Origin of the sequence: Pseudomonas putida (assembly GCF_005080685.1) — a bacterium.
Taxonomy (GTDB): Bacteria; Pseudomonadota; Gammaproteobacteria; order Pseudomonadales; family Pseudomonadaceae; genus Aquipseudomonas; species Aquipseudomonas putida_V.
This window is the reverse complement of record NZ_CP039371.1, coordinates 1,994,245-2,014,286: the sequence shown is the minus strand read 5'-3', so window position 1 is coordinate 2,014,286 and position 20,042 is coordinate 1,994,245. Positions and strand designations below refer to the sequence as shown.

Sequence of the window (20,042 nt, the reverse complement as noted above, 5' to 3'; positions counted from 1 at the left end):
CGGGGGCTTTTTTTGGGTTTGGCGTGCGCTTGAGTTGTGCAGTGCCGCATACATCGAGCGCCGCCCGCGCGGCGCATCGCGACGCAAGGCCGCTCCCACATTTGTTGCAACGTGCCACTGTCTGTCAGGCCATGGTTGTTCGCCTTTGGCGGCAATACAGATATCGCGGGGCTACCAGACATGATTGGCCCGAAACAGATGTGGGAGCGGCCTTGCGTCGCGATGCGCCGCGCGGGCGGCGCTCGATTTCAGCGGCACCACAACTCCCAAGCGCATACCCCGCGACTCACCGCAAAACCGCAGCGCCCCTCCTCACCCAAGCCGCTGCACCAACGCCTCCAACACCGCCTCATGGCGAGTGATATCCACATGCGTGCAAGCCAGCGCAGCAACACCCGACAAATCCTGCCCCAACTGCCGCTCCAATTGCAGAACCTGCCGCTCACGCCCCGGTGTCCACCACGCCAGCGGCTTGGCCGCCACCGGCCCGCAACCTTCGAACTGCTCCGCCAGCCGGCGCAGCTTGCGCGCCGCATGGAAGATCCCGGCCAGTTCACCAGCGCTCAGCGCCAGGAACCCATTGCCCTGCCGATCAGCGCCTTGGGCAACGCTCGCCAGAATGGACTCGAACAATTCGCAGACCTGCGCCTGATCCATCTCGTCACTGCCAACGGCATGCAGCGGCGCAAGATCGAGGCCAGGCGCGATAAGCGCCCAGAACCCGTGCAGGTCGGTCAGCCAGGTGTCTGCAGCCGGCGCTACCGCCACTGTTTCGACAAAGCTGTCGACCAGCCCGAGAAACGCGACTTGCTCGCCTTGGCGCTCCAGCTCAGCCGTCATCAGCGACACCAACGTGCCACCCAATGACCACCCCAACAGGTGATAAGGCCCCTGAGGCTGCTGCTCGCGAACCAACCGCACATAATCCTGCGCGGTCGCTTCCAGCGAGTGATCCGCCCAGCCAGCGTCGACCAGCATCCGCGACTGGATACCTACCACGCTGCGGCGGCCATCCAGGGCGCGGGCCAGGGGCTGGTAGTCGAACACCGTGCCGAACCCACCATGGACACAGAACAGCGGCGCTCTACCTGCCACCGCACGGTTGAGCGGCAACAGCGCAGCGTCCGCCGTGCTTGGCTCGAGCAACTGGCCAATGGTCGGTCTACCGATCAGGTCGCGGACCTTGATCTGCAAGCCTGGGTGGCCCAGGTCTCGAACCCGGGCGACCACCTGCATGCAGGTAATCGAGTCGCCACCGAGCTCGAAGAAGTTGTCCTCCACGCCGACCCGATCGATCTTGAGCACCTGCATCCAGATCGCGGCCAACTGACGTTCCAGCGGTGTGCGGGGCTCGACATGACGACCACCGGCATCTTCGGCATTCGGCGCGGGAAGACGTGCGCGGTCGAGCTTGCCATTGGGGCTCAACGGCATGCTCGCCAGCACCATGAGCACGCTGGGCACCATGTAGTCCGGCAGGCGCTCGCGCAAATGCGCCTTGAGGATATCGCCCACCTGCTGCGCTGAGTGTCCGGGCAACACCGCCACCACATACCCCACCAACTGCCGCCCGGCAGGCCCAGGCACGTCGACCACCAAGGCCTCACGCACGCTCGGGTGCGACTGCAGGGATGCCTCGATCTCGCCAAGCTCGATACGCAAGCCGCGGATCTTGACCTGGTGATCGATTCGTCCCGCGTAGTCGATGACGCCATCGGCGCTATAACGCGCCAGGTCGCCGGAGCGATAAAGCCGTGCCCCCGGCGCACCGAACGGGTCGGGGATGAAGCGCTCGGCGGTCAGACCCGGCCGGCCATGGTAACCACGGGCCAGCAAGTCGCCACCGATGGTCAGTTCCCCCGCCGCCCCTACCGACGCCAACTGCCCATCGACATCCAGCAGGTACAGGCTACGGCCAGGCAACGGCCGGCCAATCGGCATCACCGCAGGCAACGTCTGGGCCTGCTCGACGTAAGGTGCGCAGGCTTGTGCCGACACCGTGACGGTCGCTTCGGTGGGCCCGTAGGTATTGAGCAACCTGACGTGCTGCAACCCTGCGGCCCGCCATGCTGCCAACCCTTCCGGCGGCATCGCTTCGCCCCCGGCGTGCACCTGGTGCAGGCGCCCATAATCACGCGGACCGCGCTCGGCGAAGTCCTTCGCCAGCATGAACCAGTAGGCCGTCGTCAGGTCGACCACACTGATATCGTTGGCCAGCAGTTCACGATAGAACGTCTCGCTGTCCCACAACTCGTTGCCACGGATCACCACTGAGGCACCGCACATCAGCGCCGGGTAAAGCTGCTCGACGAAACCGTCGAAATTGAAGGTGGCGAATTGCAGCACACGGTCATCGCGCCCGAGGTTGAAGAACCCTTGGGACATCCGTGCATGCGCCGCCAGCGCACCATGGCTGATGCTCACGCCCTTGGGACGGCCGGTAGAGCCCGAGGTATACATGATGTAGGCCAGGTGCCGAGGGTCTACTTCCATGGGACGTCCGGCCTCGTTGTCGGCTAGCCACTGCTGCGGGTGATCCAGGCACAACGCGTCGACACCTTTGGGCAGGGACAACTGTTGCGCCCAGTGACTTTGCGTGAGCAACAGGCGCATACCGCTGTCCTCCATCATGTAATGGAGGCGCTCGCGAGGATAGGCAGGATCCAGTGGCACGTAGGCACTGCCGGCCTTGAGAATGGCCAACAGCCCGACCACCATGTCCAGGCCGCGATCCACCGCCACGCCGATCGGCACATCAGGGCCCGCGCCGTTGCGCAGCAGGGTTGGCAGCAATGCCTCGGCGCGGTCGTCGAGCGCCTTGTAGCTCAAGCGCTGGCCGTTGCAGATCAAGGCCACGGCGTCCGGCTGCGCGGCTACCTGCGCTGCGATGGCCTGCAATACGGTAGCCGGCGCATCGTCGATCGCACCGCCGTTGCTCCATTGCTGCAGCACCTTGTCACGCTGGCTGGCTGGCAACATCGGCAACTCACCGATGGGCGCCTTGGCGTTTGCGCAGATGCCCAGCAGCAGCTCCAGGAAGTGTTCGCCGAGCTGCGCCACGGCCGCCTCGGCGAACAGCGAACGGTCGAAGCTGTAGTGCACCCTCAATTGCTGGCCGAGGGTCACGCCCAAGGTCATCGGGTAGTTGGTCTGTTCGCGGTTGTAGACCTGGCCGAACGCCAGCCCCGCCGGTGCGCCCTGCTGCAACGCCTCGGCCACCGGGTAGTTCTCGAACACCAGCAGCGTGTCGAACAGGCTTTCGCCGCCGCGACCGGCCCAGCGCTGCACGTCATACAGCGGCGTGTACTCGCGTTCGCGCAGGCTCAGGTTCTGCGCCTGCAACTGTGCCAGCCATTGCTCCACCGGTTGCTCGGCGCGCACCTGGGCGAACACCGGCAAGGTGTTGATGAACAGCCCCAGTTGCTCCTCGATGCCTACCAGCGCCGCGGGCCGGCCGGCCACGGTCGCACCGAAGCTGACGCCGGCCTGCCCGGTGTAGCGGTGCAACAGCAGCAGCCAGGCAGCCTGCACCACGGTGTTGACGGTCAGGTGCTGTTGGCGGCTGAAGGCGACCAGACGCTGGGTGGTGGCCTCGTCGAGCGCTTGGTGCCATTCGCCTTGGCCATGCGCCAAGGCGCCCTCTGGGCGGCGGATGGCCTGGGCCAGTCGGGTCGGCTCGTCGAACGCCTGCAACTGCTCGGCCCAGAAGGCCTGGTTGGCAGCGGCATCCTGGGCGCCCAGCCATTGGATGTAGTCGCGGAAACGTCCTTTCGGCGCGGGGATTTGCACCCCGGCATAGCGTTGCAATACCTCGCCCAGCAGCCGCGAGTTGCTCCAGCCGTCCATCAGGATGTGGTGGTTGGTGTAGATCAGGTGGTGCAGGTCTGGCCCGGTCTTGATCGCGGTCAGGCGCAACAGAGGGTCGTTTTCAAGATCGAACCCGCGTTGCCGATCACGATCGGCGAACGCTTCCAGGTCTGCGGCCAGGTCGTCGCGGCCCTGCCAGTCAAGCGCCTCCAGGGACAAGGTCACGTGCTTGCGGATCAGTTGCAGGGCTTGCGCCTGGCCACTCAGGAAGCTGGCGCGCAGCACCTCGTGGCTATCCACGGTCGCTTGCCAGGCGGCGCGGAAACGCTCGATGTCCAAGCCACGGACATCGACCCGCAACTGGTTGACGTAGGCGCCGCCCTCCTCCTGGCCAAGGCTGTGGAACAGCATGCCCTGCTGCATCGGCGACAGCGGATAGAGGTCGGCGATGTCGCGTGCAGCCACCGGTAGTTGATCCAGGTGCGCCTGGTCAAGACCGGCCAGTGGCACGTCGGACGGCGTCAGCCCCCCGGTTTGGGTGGCTTCGCAGTGGCTCACCAAGGCCTTGAGTTCTTCAGTGAAAGCGTCTGCCAGCGCCTGTACTGTCGCATCGTCATAAACCTGCTGGCTGAACGTCCAGTTCAGTTCCAGCTCGCCGGCAAATACCTGGCCATTGATCGACAGCCTTGCCGGCAGCGGGGTTTCGCTGCTCTGGCCGGCGCCGCTACTTTCCTGGGCGGGAGTGAACAGGCCTTGCTGCTCGTCGAAGCTCTGGTCGAACTGCCCCAGGTAGTTGAACACGATCTGCCCTTGCGGCAATGCCGCCAGGGCCTGCCGGGTCGGTTCATCTCCCAGGTAACGCAACATGCCGTAGCCGATGCCCTTGTGCGGCACCGCACGCAGTTGTTCCTTGACCGCCTTGATCGAATCGCCAAGCGCCTCGCTCGGGCTCAGGCAGACCGGATAGACACTGGTGAACCAGCCGACGGTCCGGGTGATGTCGACGTCGTCGAACAAGTCTTCGCGCCCGTGCCCTTCCAGACGGATCAGCGCCGACGGTTGCCCGGTCCAGCGGCACACCACCCGGCTCAGGGCGGTGAGCAGCAAGTCGTTGATCTGCGTTCGATAGACGTGGGGGATCTCCTGCAGCAGGCGCCGCGTCCAATCACGGTCCAGGCGTGTACGTGCGCTGCGGGTATCGCCCTGGGTCTGCCGACCGTGAGGCCGGTCGCAGGGCAAGGCATCGGAGGCATCGAGCAGTTGCCCCTGCCAGTACGCCAAGCTGCTGGCAAAGCCTGGCTCGTTGGCGTGTGCACGCAAGCGTCGGGCCCAGGTCTTGAAAGCATCGCTCTTGGCCGGCAGGGCCAATGTGCGCTGCGCTGCCAGGTCGGTGTACGCCTGTTGCAGATCTTCCAGCACGATTCGCCACGACACCCCGTCGATCACCAGGTGGTGCACCACCAGCAGCAGGCGCTGGCCCTGCGTGCCCCGGTCGATCAGCACAGCGCGCAGCAACAAGCCCTCTTCCAGGCTCAGGCTGCGCTGCGCTTGCTCCGCCACTTCGGCCAGCGCCGCATCGTCCAGCGCCTGGCGTTGCCACAGCACCGCGGGCACTGGCCCGTCGTAGTTCAGGCCGTTGTCGCGCAAACACGCGCGCAGCGCATCGTGGTGGCTGAGCACCGCGTGCAGCGCCGCCTCCAGCACCGGCGCTTGCAGCGGCTCGCGTGGGGCCAGCATCACCGCCTGGTTCCAGTGGTCGCGGTGCGGTATCGCCGCTTCCACGAAGCCGCTCTGGATCGGCGTCAGCGGCGCATCGCCACTGACCAGCCCCTGGTCGATGGCCACCGCGCCACCGCGCCGTACCACCTGGGCCAGTTCGCCCACCGTCTGGTGCTCGAACAGCTCCTTGGGCGTGAACTGCAGGCCTTGGTGGCGCGCACGGCTGACCACCTGGATCGACATGATCGAGTCGCCGCCCAGTTCGAAGAAGTTGTCCTCCAGGCCGACCCGCTCGAGTTTGAGCACATCGGCCCAGACCGCCGCCAGCTGCGCTTCGGTTTCGTTGCGCGGGGCCACGTAGCCCTGCTGCAAGGCGCTCACGTCCGGCAGCGGCAGGGCCTTGCGGTCCAGCTTGCCGTTGGGGGTCAGCGGTAGCGCCGGGATCACCAGCACATGGCTCGGGACCATGTAGTCCGGCAGCAGGGTTTTCAGGTGCTGGCGTACTTCGTTGCCCTGCACCGCGTCCGACCCCACCACATAGCCCACCAGCTGCTTGCCTGCCGGCCCGTCCTGGGCCAGTACCACGGCTTCGCGCACCTGCGGATGCGCCAGCAGGCGGGCCTCGACCTCGCCCAGTTCGATCCGGAAGCCGCGCACCTTGACCTGGTGGTCGACGCGGCTCAGGTATTCCATCAGCCCATCGCCCCGGCAACGGGTCTGGTCACCACTGCGGTACAGCCGCGCCCCCGGCGCGCCATATGGGTCGGGCACGAAACGCTCGGCCGTGAGCCCTGGGCGATCCAGGTAGCCACGGGCGATGCCCTGCCCGCCCAGGTACAGTTCGCCGGCCAGCCCTTGCGGTTGCAAGCCCAGCCCGTCGTCCAGCACATAGCCGCTGCGGTGGCCGACCAACTCGCCGATCGGCGCGTAGGCCGCCCCGCACGGGTCGCCGACGCCAGCCTTCCAGATCAGCGGCGTGACCACCGTTTCGGTCGGGCCGTAGCCGTTGAAGATCCAGGTCGGTTTCAGCACCCGCCGGGCCAGCTCGTAGCTGGCCTGCGACACCGCTTCGCCACCGAAGCAGTAGACCCGCACCGCCGGTGGATGGCCTTCGCGCTCCACGTGCTCGGCCAGTTGCTGCAGGTAGATCGGCGGGAACACGCCGATCGTTACGCCGTGGCGGTGCATCTGTGCGCAGGTTTCATCGGGCAGCCACAGCCGGTCGTCGCGCACCAGTACGCGGGCGCCATTGATCAGGGGGTGCATCCAGCCTTCGTGGGCGCCATCGAAGGCGAACGACATGAAGTGCAGCTCGCAATCGGCGGGGCTGGTTTCGTAACGTTCGCCCGTGGCCTGGATATGCATCGCCAGCGGGCCGTGCTCGACCGCCACGCCCTTGGGCAGGCCGGTGGAGCCGGAGGTGTAGATCACGTAGGCGAGGTTACCGGCAGCCAGCGGTACACCAGGGTTCGCGGTGTCGTAGCCGTCCAACTGCAGTTGGTCCAACGCCACTCCAGGGGTACCTGAAGGCAACGGCAGTTGGTCGAGCCACTGCGTTTCGCTCAATACCAGCGCGGCGTGGCTGTCGCGCATCATGTGCAGCAGTCGCTCGGCCGGGTACGCCACATCCAGCGGGACATAAGCCCCACCAGCCTTGAGCACGGCCATGAATGCGACCAGGCTTTGCTCGCTACGGCTCATGGCGATTGCCACGCGGCCCTCCGGGCCTACGCCTTGCTCGATCAACCAGTGCGCCAGGCGGTTGGCCTGGAGGTTGAGTTCCCGATAGGTGAGTTGGCACTCGGCACCAGGCCGCTGACCGATAACCGCCACCGCATCCGGAGTGCGCAGCACCTGCGCCTCGAACAACTGATGCACCGGTGGCAGCACCACCTCCGGCCCGGTGTGGTCCCAGGCCTGCAACAGCGCCTGGCGCTCGCCGGTGCCCAGCAGCGGCAGGGCTGCAACTTCCTGCGCAGGATCGCGACAGACTGCTTCGAGCAGGTTCAACCAATGGCCCGCCAAACGCTCGATGGTCGAGGCATCGAACAGGTCGGTCGAGTACAGGAACGCTGCGCTCAAGCCGTTTTCGCTCTCGAAACTGTCCAGGCTCAGGTCGAACTTGGCCACATGGCCTTGTCCTTCGAGACGCTCGATGGCCAGCCCCGACACGCTGCCAACCGCCGTCTTGCTCGCGCTCTGGTGGTTGTACATCACCTGGAACAGCGGGCTATGGCTGACGCTGCGCTCAGGTTGCAACGCCTCCACCAGCTGTTCGAACGGCAGGTCCTGGTGCGCCTGTGCGCCCAGCGCCGCCTGGCGCACCTGGGTCAGCAGCTGGTCGAAGCCCAGGCCCACGTCGAACTGCGCACGCAGCACTTGGGTGTTGACGAAGAAGCCGATCAGGCCTTCGGTTTCGACCCGGTTGCGGTTGGCCACCGGTACGCCCACACGAATGTCGCGCTGCCCGCTGTAGCGGTGCAGCAAGGTCTGGAACGAAGCCAGCAACAGCATGAACAACGTCACCCCGCGCTCGCGGGCCAGCCCTTGCAGGGCCTGGCTCAGCGCTGGGCTCAGCGGCACCTGCAGACGGGCGCCACGGAAACTCGAGCGCGCCGGGCGCAGGCGGTCCAGGGGTAATTCGAGCACCGGCTGTTCATCGCCCAGTTGCTCTTTCCAGTACGCCAGTTGCCGTGCCTGCTCGCCGGCTTCCATCCACTGGCGTTGCCACTGGGCATAGTCGGCGTACTGGATCGGCAATGCCGGCAGCGAAACTTCGCGACCTTGGCAATCGCCCTCGTACAAGGCCACCAGTTCGCGCACCAGGATCGGCGTCGACCAACCATCGGAGACGATGTGGTGCAGGGTCAGCATCAGCACATGCTCGTCGCTGCCCAAACGCAACAGCCGCGCCCGCAGCAGCGGACCACGCTCGAGGTCGAACGGCTTGGCAGCTTCAGCGTCGATCCACGCCTGCACTTGCGCGGGCTCCACCGCCTCGGGTTCGAGGCTGAACGGGCTTGGCGGCTCGATGACCTGCAGCGGCTGGCCATCGACCTGCTCGAAGCGCGTACGCAGGGTTTCGTGCCGCGCGATCAGAGCAGTGAAACTGCGCTGCAAGGCCCCCACGTCCAGCGCACCGACCAGGCGCAGGGCCACGGGCAGGTTGTAGCCTGCACTATCGGGTTCCAGTTGCCAGAGAATCCACTGGCGCTGCTGGGCATAGGAAAGCCCTGGCCGATGGCCCGGATCCCGTTTGCAGATGGGGGTGACGCCATACAGATTCACCCCCTGCTTTTTAAGCAAGGCCGCCAGGGCCTTGCGTTCGTCCGCAGACAGTGACTTTACGGAGTCGAGCAGCGCTTGCATGAAAAATCTCTCCTAAGAAATCAGCTCGTTCATTTCCTCCGTTGATAGACGTTTGAGAGCCTCCAGCGATTTAGCCAATTGCTCCTGCAAGCTGTCCTGCGCGTTGGCCTGGGGCTCGAGCTGATCACAGAAGTCAGCCAGCACCGGGTGCTCGAACAAGGTCGCAAGCGACACCTCCCGGCCCAACTGATCGCGCAACCTGACCAACACTTGCACCGCCAGCAGGGAATGCCCACCCAGGGCGAAGAAATCGTCGTCTGCGCCCACGCTGTCGAGCCCCAGCACCTGCGCCCAGATCTGGGCAACCTGCCGGGCCAGTTCGCTTGCCAGGGGCTCCCCGCGCCCCTGCGCGGTGGCGCGACGCACCGGCGCGGGCAATGCCTTGCGGTCCAGCTTGCCATTGGGGCTCATCGGCATGGCCGGCAACACCGTCACGTAGCTCGGCACCATGTGCCCAGGCAGGCATGCCTTGAGATGTCGCTCGATGGATTCGAGCAAGCCGGCATCGTCGCCGTCATGACCCTGCACCGGCACCACATACGCCGCCAACTGGGTACCCGCGCCCAGGTCGACATCGACCACCACCGCTTCTCGCACCGCGTCCAGTTCAAGCATGCGCGAGACGATTTCGCCAAGCTCGATGCGCAGGCCGCGGATCTTCACCTGGTGATCGAGTCGCCCCAGGTAGTCGATGACACCGTCGTCACGCAGGCGCACCAGATCGCCCGTGCGGTATACCCGCCCACCGGGCTCCACGGCGAAAGGATCGGGAATGAACCGCTCGGCCGTCAGCGCCGGGCGTAGATGGTAACCACGGGCAAGGCCGATGCCGCCCAGCAGCAATTCGCCATTCACCCCCACCGGCACGCTGTGCAAGCCAAGATCGACGACATGGGTACGCAGGTTGTCGATAGGCTGGCCGATTGGAACGCTGCCCGCGTTTTCACGCGTGCAGTGCCAATGGGTGACGTCGATGGCGGCTTCGGTTGGGCCATAGAGGTTGTACAGGCGCGCCGTAGCCAATCGCGCCAGCGCCTCTTGCGCCAACTCGGGGGGTAACGCCTCACCACTGCAGACCAGACGCGTGATACTGCTGCAGCGCTCGACCGGCGCCGCAGCCAGGAACGCCTGGAGCATCGACGGCACGAAGTGCAACGTGGTGATGCCATTGTCGACGATGGTTTCAAGCAGCCGTTGCGGATCTCGATGATCACCGGGCTGGGCTACGACCAGTCGTGCACCGGTCATCAGCGGCCAGAAGAACTCCCACACCGACACGTCGAAACTGAAGGGCGTCTTCTGCAAGACTGCGTCGCTTGCGTCGAGTGCATACGCCTTCTGCATCCAGCACAACCGGTTGACCAGCGCCCGATGGCTGTTGCCCGCGCCTTTGGGCCTGCCGGTGGAACCGGAGGTGTAGATGATGTACGCCAGGTCATCGGCGCTCGCGCTACTGGCCAGGTTCTGCTCGGCCTCGGCGCCGTCGGCCAGCGGGCACGTATCCAGGCACAGCACCTGTACGCCTTCGGTCAAGGGCAGTTGCTGCGCAAGCGTGGCCTGGGTCAGCAACAGGCGGACACCACTGTCCTCGAGCATGTAGCCCAGGCGATCGATGGGGTATTCCGGATCCATGGGCACGTACGCCCCGCCGGCCTTGAGCACGGCCAACAAGCCGATCACCATCTCCAGGCTGCGATGGGCGGCGATCCCCACCGGTACATCGGGCCCCACGCCCATCTCGCGCAAGGTATGCGCCAGGCGGTTGGCCTGGGCATTGAGCTGGCGGTAGCTGAGTTGCCGTTCGCCGAACACCAGGGCGATGGCGTCGGGCGTTCGCTCGACCTGCTCTTCGATCAAGCGATGGATCGGGCGATCCACGGGATGGATAGCCGCCGTGTCGTTGTAGCCTTGCAGACGCTGATGCTCGGCCGAGCCGAGCATGATCAGTTCGCCCACCGGGGCGGTGGCCCGCTCAGCCAGTTGTACCAGCAAGGTGAAGAAGTGCTCGCCCAGACGTTGCACCGCTGCGTCAGCGAACAGCGCTCGGTTGAAGCTGTAATGCACCTTCAGTTGCTGGCCGAGGGTCACGGCCAGGGTCATCGGGTAATTGGTCTGCTCGCGGGTGTGCACCTGGCCGAACGCCAGCCCCGCCGGTGCGCCCTGCTGCAACGCCTCGGCCACCGGGTAGTTCTCGAACACCAGCAGCGTGTCGAACAGGCTTTCGCCGCCGCGACCGGCCCAGCGCTGCACGTCATACAGCGGCGTGTACTCGCGTTCGCGCAGGCTCAGGTTCTGCGCTTGCAACTGTGCCAGCCATTGCTCCACCGGTTGCTCGGCGCGCACCTGGGCGAACACCGGCAAGGTGTTGATGAACAGCCCCAGTTGCTCCTCGATGCCTACCAGCGCCGCGGGCCGGCCGGCCACGGTCGCACCGAAGCTGACGCCGGCCTGCCCGGTGTAGCGGTGCAACAGCAGCAGCCAGGCAGCCTGCACCACGGTGTTGACGGTCAGGTGCTGTTGGCGGCTGAAGGCGATCAGGCGCTGGGTGGTGGCCTCGTCGAGCGCTTGGTGCCATTCGCCTTGGCCATGCGCCAAGGCGCCCTCTGGGCGGCGGATGGCCTGGGCCAGTCGGGTCGGCTCGTCGAACGCCTGCAACTGCTCGGCCCAGAAGGCCTGGTTGGCAGCGGCATCCTGCGCGCCCAGCCATTGGATGTAGTCGCGGAAACGTCCTTTCGGCGCGGGGATGTGCACCCCGGCATAGCGTTGCAATACCTCGCCCAGCAGGCGCGAGTTGCTCCAGCCGTCCATCAGTATGTGGTGGTTGGTGTAGATCAGGTGATGCACGCCGGGCTCGATCTTGATCGCGGTCAGGCGCAGCAAGGCATCGCTTTCCAGGTCGAAACCGCGCTGGCGATCACCCTCGGCGAACGTATCGAGTGCCGCCGCCAGATCCTCACGGCCCTGCCAGTCGAGTTCTTGCAGAGGCAAGGTAACCTGCTTGCGGATCAGTTGCAGGGCTTGCGCCTGACCACTCAGGAAGCTGGCGCGCAGCACCTCGTGGCTGTCCAGAGTGGTTTGCCAGGCAGCGCGGAAACGCTCGATATCCAGACCGCGAACGTCGACCCGCAGCTGGTTGACGTAGGCGCCGCCCTCCTCCTGGCCGAGGCTGTGGAACAGCATGCCCTGCTGCATCGGCGACAGCGGGTAGAGGTCGGCGATGTCGCGTGCGGCCACCGGCAGTTGATCCAGGCTCGCCTGGTCGAGACCTGCAAGCGGCACGTCCGAGGGCGTCAGCCCGGCGATCGCCGGATTGATGCAATGATCGATCAGACCCTCGAGCTCCTGGGTCAATTCATTGGCCAGGCCCTGCAGGGTTTGACGATGGAACACCTTGGCACTGTAGGTCCAGTTCAACTGCAAGACGCCTTCATGCACCTGCCCGTTGATACTGATCAGGGCCGGCAACGGGGCCGCGCCATCCTGCTTGGCGCCGCTGTATTCGCCGCTAGGGGCGAAGATGGCGGTGCTGTCGTCGAAGGTCTGGTCGAACTGCCCCAGGTAGTTGAACACGATCTGCCCTTGCGGCAATGCCGCCAGGGCCTGCCGGGTCGGTTCATCCCCCAGGTAGCGCAGCATGCCGTAGCCGATGCCCTTGTGCGGCACCGCACGCAGTTGTTCCTTGACCGCCTTGATCGACTCGCCAAGCTCCTCCTGAGGGCTCAGGCTCACCGGGAAGACGCTGGTGAACCAGCCTACGGTCCGGGTGATGTCGAGGTCGTCGAACAGGTCTTCACGACCGTGCCCTTCCAGGCGGATGAGCGCCGACGGTTGCCCGGTCCAACGGCACACCACCCGGCTCAGGGCCGTGAGCAGCAAGTCGTTGATCTGGGTCCGGTAGGCCTGGGCAGTGTGTTGCAACAGCTGGCGCGTACGGGTTGCATTCAACTGGCTGCTGACGAAGGCTGCATCAGCCTGACGACTCGACCCTTGGGGGAAATCGCAAGGCAGCGTCTGCGTGCAGTGCGACAGAGCCTCGTGCCAATAGCGCGACTCGGCGCTGATCGCAGGGTCCACGGCGCGGCGTTGCAGGCGGGTGGCCCAGGTCTTGAAGGCGTCGGTCTTGGCCGGCAGAGCCAATGTGCGCTGCGCTGCCAGGTCGGTGTACGCCTGTTGCAGATCCTCCAGCACGATTCGCCAGGACACCCCGTCGATCACCAGGTGGTGCACCACCAGCAGCAGGCGCTGGCCCTGCGTGCCCCGGTCGATCAGCACAGCGCGCAGCAACAAGCCCTCTTCCAGGCTCAGGCTGCGCTGCGCTTGCTCCGCCACTTCGGCCAGCGCCGCATCGTCCAGCGCCTGGCGTTGCCACAGCACCGCGGGCACTGGCCCGTCGTAGTTCAGGCCGTTGTCGCGCAAACACGCGCGCAGCGCATCGTGGTGGCTGAGCACCGCGTGCAGCGCCGCCTCCAGCACCGGCGCTTGCAGCGGCTCGCGTGGGGCCAGCATCACCGCCTGGTTCCAGTGGTCGCGGTGCGGTATCGCCGCTTCCACGAAGCCGCTCTGGATCGGCGTCAGCGGCGCATCGCCACTGACCAGCCCCTGGTCGATGGCCACCGCGCCACCGCGCCGTACCACCTGGGCCAGTTCGCCCACCGTCTGGTGCTCGAACAGCTCCTTGGGCGTGAACTGCAGGCCTTGGTGGCGCGCACGGCTGACCACCTGGATCGACATGATCGAGTCGCCGCCCAGTTCGAAGAAGTTGTCCTCCAGGCCGACCCGCTCGAGTTTGAGCACATCGGCCCAGACCGCCGCCAGCTGCGCTTCGGTTTCGTTGCGCGGGGCCACGTAGCCCTGCTGCAAGGCGCTCACGTCCGGCAGCGGCAGGGCCTTGCGGTCCAGCTTGCCGTTGGGGGTCAGCGGTAGCGCCGGGATCACCAGCACATGGCTCGGGACCATGTAGTCCGGCAGCAGGGTTTTCAGGTGCTGGCGTACTTCGTTGCCCTGCACCGCGTCCGACCCCACCACATAGCCCACCAGCTGCTTGCCTGCCGGCCCGTCCTGGGCCAGTACCACGGCTTCGCGCACCTGCGGATGCGCCAGCAGGCGGGCCTCGACCTCGCCCAGTTCGATCCGGAAGCCGCGCACCTTGACCTGGTGGTCGACGCGGCTCAGGTACTCCATCAGCCCATCGCCCCGGCAACGGGTCTGGTCACCACTGCGGTACAGCCGCGCCCCGGGCGCGCCATACGGGTCGGGCACGAAACGCTCGGCCGTGAGCCCTGGGCGATCCAGGTAGCCACGGGCGACGCCCTGCCCGCCCAGGTACAGTTCGCCGGCCAGCCCTTGCGGTTGCAAGCCCAGCCCGTCGTCCAGCACATAGCCGCTGCGGTGGCCGACCAACTCGCCGATCGGCGCGTAGGCCGCCCCGCACGGGTCGCCCACGCCGGCCTTCCAGATCAGCGGCGTCACCACCGTTTCGGTCGGGCCGTAGCCGTTGAAGATCCAGGTCGGTTTCAGCACGCTTCGGGCCAGCTCGTAGCTGGCCTGCGACACCGCTTCGCCGCCGAAGCAGTAGACCCGCACCGCCGGTGGATGGCCTTCGCGCTCGACATGCTCGGCCAGTTGCTGCAGGTAGATCGGCGGGAACACGCCGATCGTCACGCCGTGGCGGTGCATCTGTGCGCAGGTTTCATCGGGGAGCCACAGCCGGTCGTCGCGCACCAGCACGCGGGCGCCATTGATCAGGGGGTGCATCCAGCCTTCGTGGGCGCCATCGAAGGCGAACGACATGAAGTGCAGTTCGCAATCGGCGGGGCTGGTTTCGTAGCGCTCGCCGGTGGCCTGGATATGCATCGCCAGCGGGCCGTGCTCGACCGCCACGCCCTTGGGCAGGCCGGTGGAGCCGGAGGTGTAGATCACGTAGGCGAGGTTACCGGCAGCCAGCGGTACGCCTGGATTGGCTTCGCTGTAATTGCTCAGGTCGAGCTGATCCAGCGCCACGCCTGGCGTGCCAGCGGGCAATGGCAGTTGATCGAGCCATTGAGCCTCGCTCAGCACCAGTGCCGCGCGGCTGTCGCGCATCATGTGCAGCAGCCGCTCGGCCGGGTACGCGACGTCCAGCGGGACATAAGCCCCGCCAGCCTTGAGCACGGCCATGAACGCCACCAGGCTTTGCTCGCTACGACTCATGGCGATTGCTACACGCTCTTCCGGGCCTACACCCTGTTCGATCAGCCAGTGCGCCAGGCGGTTGGCTTGGAGGTTGAGTTCCCGATAGGTGAGTTGGCACTCGGCACCAGGCCGCTGGCCGATAACCGCCACCGCGTCTGGCGTGCGCAGCACCTGTGCCTCGAACAGCTGATGCACTGGCGGCAGCACCACTTCCGGCCCAGTGTGGTCCCAGTTCTTCAAGAGGGTCTGGCGTTCGGACTCAGATAACAAAGGCAGCGCCGCGATCTCCTGCGCCGGCTCGCGGCACACCGCTTCGAGCAGGTTCAACCAATGGCTTGCCAAACGCTCGATGGTCGAGGCATCGAACAGGTCGGTCGAGTACAGGAACGCTGCGCTCAAGCCGTTTTCGCTCTCGAAACTGTCCAGGCTCAGGTCGAACTTGGCCACATGACCTTGCCCTTCCAGACGCTCGATGGCCAGCCCCGACACGCTGCCAACCGCCGTCTTGCTCGCGCTCTGGTGGTTGTACATCACCTGGAACAGCGGGCTATGGCTGACGCTGCGCTCAGGTTGCAACGCCTCCACCAGCTGTTCGAACGGCAGGTCCTGGTGCGCCTGCGCGCCCAGCGCCGCCTGGCGCACCTGGGTCAGCAACTGGTCGAAGCCCAGGCCCACGTCGAACTGCGCACGCAGCACCTGGGTGTTGACGAAGAAGCCGATCAGGCCTTCGGTCTCGACCCGATTGCGGTTGGCCACCGGCACGCCCACACGGATGTCGCGCTGCCCGCTGTAGCGGTGCAGCAAGGTCTGGAACGAAGCCAGCAACAGCATGAACAACGTCACCCCGCGCTCGCGGGCCAGGCCTTGCAGCGCCTGGCTCAGCGCTGGGCTCAGCGGCACCTGCAGACGGGCACCACGGAAACTCGAGCGCGCCGGGCGCAGGCGGTCCAGCGGCAGTTCGAGCACCGGCTGTTCATCGCCCAGTTGCTCTTTCCAATACGCCAGTTGCCGTGCCTGCTCGCCGGCCTCCATCCACTGGCGTTGCCACTGGGCATAGTCGGCGTACTGGATCGGCAATGCCGGCAGCGAAACTTCGCGACCTTGGCAATCGCCCTCGTACAAGGCCACCAGTTCGCGTACCAGGATCGGCGTCGACCAACCATCGGAGACGATGTGGTGCAGGGTCAGCATCAGCACATGCTCGTCGCTGCCCAAACGCAACAGCCGCGCCCGCAGCAGCGGACCACGCTCGAGGTCGAACGGCTTGGCGGCTTCAGCGTCGATCCACGCCTGCACTTGCGCGGGCTCCACCGCCTCGGGTTCGAGGTTGAACGGGCTCGGCGGCTCGATGACCTGCAGCGGCTGGCCATCGACCTGCTCGAAGCGCGTACGCAGGGTTTCGTGCCGCGCGATCAGGGCAGTGAAGCTGCGCTGCAAGGCCCCCACGTCCAGTGCACCGACCAGGCGCAGGGCCGTCGGGATGTTGTAGGTAGCGCCTTCTGGCTCCAACTGCCACAGCACCCACTGGCGCTGTTGCGCGTATGAAAGGCGCGGCACCTGGCCGCGCTCGCGCGGCAGGATCGGTTGCTGTACCTCGGCAACGCCACTGGCCAGGGCGGCGAATCCGGCGAGGTCATGGGTTTCGAACAGCCCCTTGAGGGGCAATTCGATCTGCGCCTGCTGACGCAAGCGGGCAATCATCTGAATGGCCAGCAGCGAGTGCCCGCCCAGGCGGAAGAAGTTATCGCCGCGCCCCACGCGCTCCACTTCCAGGACCTGCGCCCAGACGTCGGCGATGGCCTGCTCGGTGGCATCGGCCGGTGGCTGATAGCGTACCTGGGCCTTTTCCGGTACCGGCAGCGCCTTGCGGTCGAGCTTGCCGTTGGAGGTCAGGGGCAGCGCCGGCAGGACCATGAAGCTCTCCGGCACCATATAGTCGGGCAACAGGCTCTCGAGCCGTCCGCGCAGGATGTCGGCCAACGAACGGGGGTCAGCGAGGTCGCCTACCGCTACCAGGTAGGCGACCAAGGCTGCCCCATCCCTCTGCAGGACCACGGCTTCCGCCACTTCCGGCTGCGCCTGCAGCGCATCGACGATCTCGCCTGGCTCCACACGGAACCCGCGTATCTTGATCTGCTGGTCCAACCGTCCCAGGTAGCGAATGCGCCCATCGGCCAAACGGCTCGCCCGATCACCCGTGCGATAGAGACGCGCCCCTCCGGCCGCGTCGAACGGATCGGGAACGAAGCGTTCGGCCGTCAGCGCCGGCTTGCCCATGTAGCCATCGGCCAGGCCTGCGCCGCCAATGTACAGCTCACCCGCCGCGCTTGTTGGAACCGGTTGCATCTGTGGGCTCAGCACCGCGACCCGGCAGCGGCTCAAGGCTGCCCCCAAGGTCACCGGCTGCCCTGGGTCAAGCGCTGCGGTCAACACGCCCACGGTGGTTTCCGTAGGCCCGTAATGGTTGATCACCGCCAACCCCGGCGCCGCCGCATGTATCCGAGCCAACAGCCGTTCGCCAATCGACTCGCCACCGACCACCAGGCAGGCACGTGGGAGTACCTGCTCAGGGCCTGAAGACGCCATCAATGCCTCGAGGTGCGATGGCACGATCTTCAGCGCGTCGATGCCGTGCTGCTCCAGGTAGCCCGCGAAGGCCCGGGCATCCACGCTGCAATCGCGGCTGATCAGGTGCAGGGTCTTGCCTGCGCACAGGGCGCCATAGAACATCGTGTGCCCAAGGTCCGACGCAGGCGTCGAGACCATCGCCAGTGTCGCCATCGAAGCCATTGGCAAACGCTCGCTGACCGCCTGCACGTAATGACTCAGCGCGGCATGGGACACACCAACGCCCTTCGGCTGCCCGGTGGTGCCGGAGGTGTACATCACATAGGCCAGTTGCCGCGAGTCGACCGAGCACACGGGCGGCGCAGTGAGTGCCAGCGCCGGATCGGCGACGAACTCGACGAAAGCGACGTGGGTCCGTTCGGCAAGCTGCGGCGAGCGCCCCACCACGCAACGAACCCCAGCGTCTCCCAGCAGATAGGCCTGTCGCGCCGCCGGCAGGCCTGGCTCGAGCGGCAGGTAGGCAGCGCCTAGCTTCATCAATGCCAGCACCGTTGCCACGTATTCGACGGTGCGTTCGGCCACCACCGCCACCACGTCTCCCGAGGCGACACCCTGCGCCTGCAAGCGAACGGCAAGCCCGTTGGCATTGGCATCCAGCTGGCGATAGGTCAACTGACCGTTTTCGGCGACCACGGCCAGCACATCCGGCACGCTGGCAGCCTGTCGTTCGAACAAGCGGTGCACCGCCACCTGATCGGCCGACGCAGGTAATGGCGCCTGCCACTGCGCAAGCAACGCGCCCCCCTCGGCGTCGTCCAGCAACGGGATGTCCCCAACAACCTGCTCCGGCGAGCGGCTCACAGCCCGCAGCACGTGCTGCCAATGCGCGGCCAGGCGTTCGATGCTGGCTGGCTCGAACAGCTCGCTGCGGTAGACAAAGGCGGCCTGCAAGCCGTCTTCGCTTTCAAGGGTTTCCAGCGTCAGGTCGACCTTGGCGCTTGGGGCATGCGGATCCAGATGCTCGATGGTCAAACCGGCCAACGACGTTGACCGTCCCTTGCGGGCCATCTGGTGGTTGAACATGGCCTGGAACAGCGGCGTATTGCCCAGGCTTCGCTCCGGCTGCAGCGCTTCGACCAACTGTTCGAACGGCAAGTCCTGATGCGCCTGGGCTTCCTGCGCCGCAACGCGAACCTGCTTGAGGAACTGATCGAAGCGCAGTTGCGGGCTGAAATGCCCGCTCATTACCTGGGTGTTGACGAACAACCCCATCAGCCCCTGGGTCTCGATGCGGTTGCGGTTGGCCATGGGCACGCCCACGCGGATCTGTTCCTGCCCGCTGTAGCGGTGCAGCAGCACTTGGTACGCAGCCAACAACAGCATGAACAGCGTCACGCCCTGGGCCTTGGCCATCGAACGCAACGACTCGACCAGTTCGGCGGGCAACGAGACCTTGACCCGAGCACCTCGGTGACTGGGGAATCGAGGGCGTGGGTGATCCAGCGGCAGCTCCAGCACGGGCTGCTCCGCACCCAGCTTCTCTACCCAGTAGGCCAACTGACGGCTGCGTTCACCCGCTTCCATCCAGCGGCGCTGCCACAGCGCATAGTCGGCATATTGAATCGGCAATGACGCCAGGGCCGGCGCCTGACCGGTGCAGCACGCCAGGTATAGCGCCAGCCACTCATCCACCATCACCTGCATCGAGAAACCGTCGGAGATGACGTGATGCTGGATCAACACCAGCACATGCTCCTGGTCGCTCACCCGGCCCAGCACCACGCGCAGCAGAGGGCCGTTGGCCAGGTCGAAAGGCTCGCGCGACCACTGCTCGACCCAGCGCCCCAATGAAGCCCCGGCAAGGCCCGGTTGCATCGCAACCTGGTCGATCACGATGCGCTGATCGACGACGTGCTGCAGGATGCCCTGCTCATCCTGGGAAAACCGCGTGCGCAAGCTTTCATGGCGCGCCACCAGGGCATCGAGGCTTGCCTGCAGCGCCTGGGGCTGCAACGCGCCTTCAAGACGCAACACGCTGCAGATGTGGTAGGCGCTGCTGTCGGGCTGCAACTGCCAGAGGAACCACTGGCGCTCCTGCGCATAGGAAGCAGGCGCTGGCGCATCGCCTTCGCGCAACGTGGGGATCGGCAGCCTGGCGAAGCTCATGCCCTTTTCCAGCAGCCGTTGATAGAACACTTCACGCTGCTGCAACGGCAGCCGGACGAAGCGCTTGACCAGATCCACGTTCTTATCGAAATCCATGCGTAACAGCCCCGCTTAATCAGGTAGGCAGGCAGCCTCGGCGAAGAGATGCCCAATGCCTGACAGTACGAGTGGTTGCCGCCTGAATTTACCCTTTTGCTTGGCGCACTAAATTTCCCGAACGCTCGTTCGTCTGGCTCTGAATG

2 protein-coding genes are annotated in these 20,042 nt (G+C 65.8%); both read right to left on the bottom strand.

The features are described from left to right. Positions 1-312 precede the first annotated feature (312 nt). Positions 313-8,865: an amino acid adenylation domain-containing protein gene (locus E6B08_RS09370; protein ID WP_416194392.1), complete on the bottom strand. Its 8,553-nt coding sequence runs from the start codon at positions 8,863-8,865 to the stop codon at positions 313-315. Positions 8,866-8,907: 42 nt separating this feature from the next. Next, positions 8,908-19,896 carry a non-ribosomal peptide synthetase gene (locus E6B08_RS09365; RefSeq protein ID WP_136913747.1) on the bottom strand — a complete coding sequence of 3,663 codons (10,989 nt, stop codon included), beginning with the start codon at positions 19,894-19,896 and terminating at the stop codon, positions 8,908-8,910. Positions 19,897-20,042 lie beyond the last annotated feature (146 nt).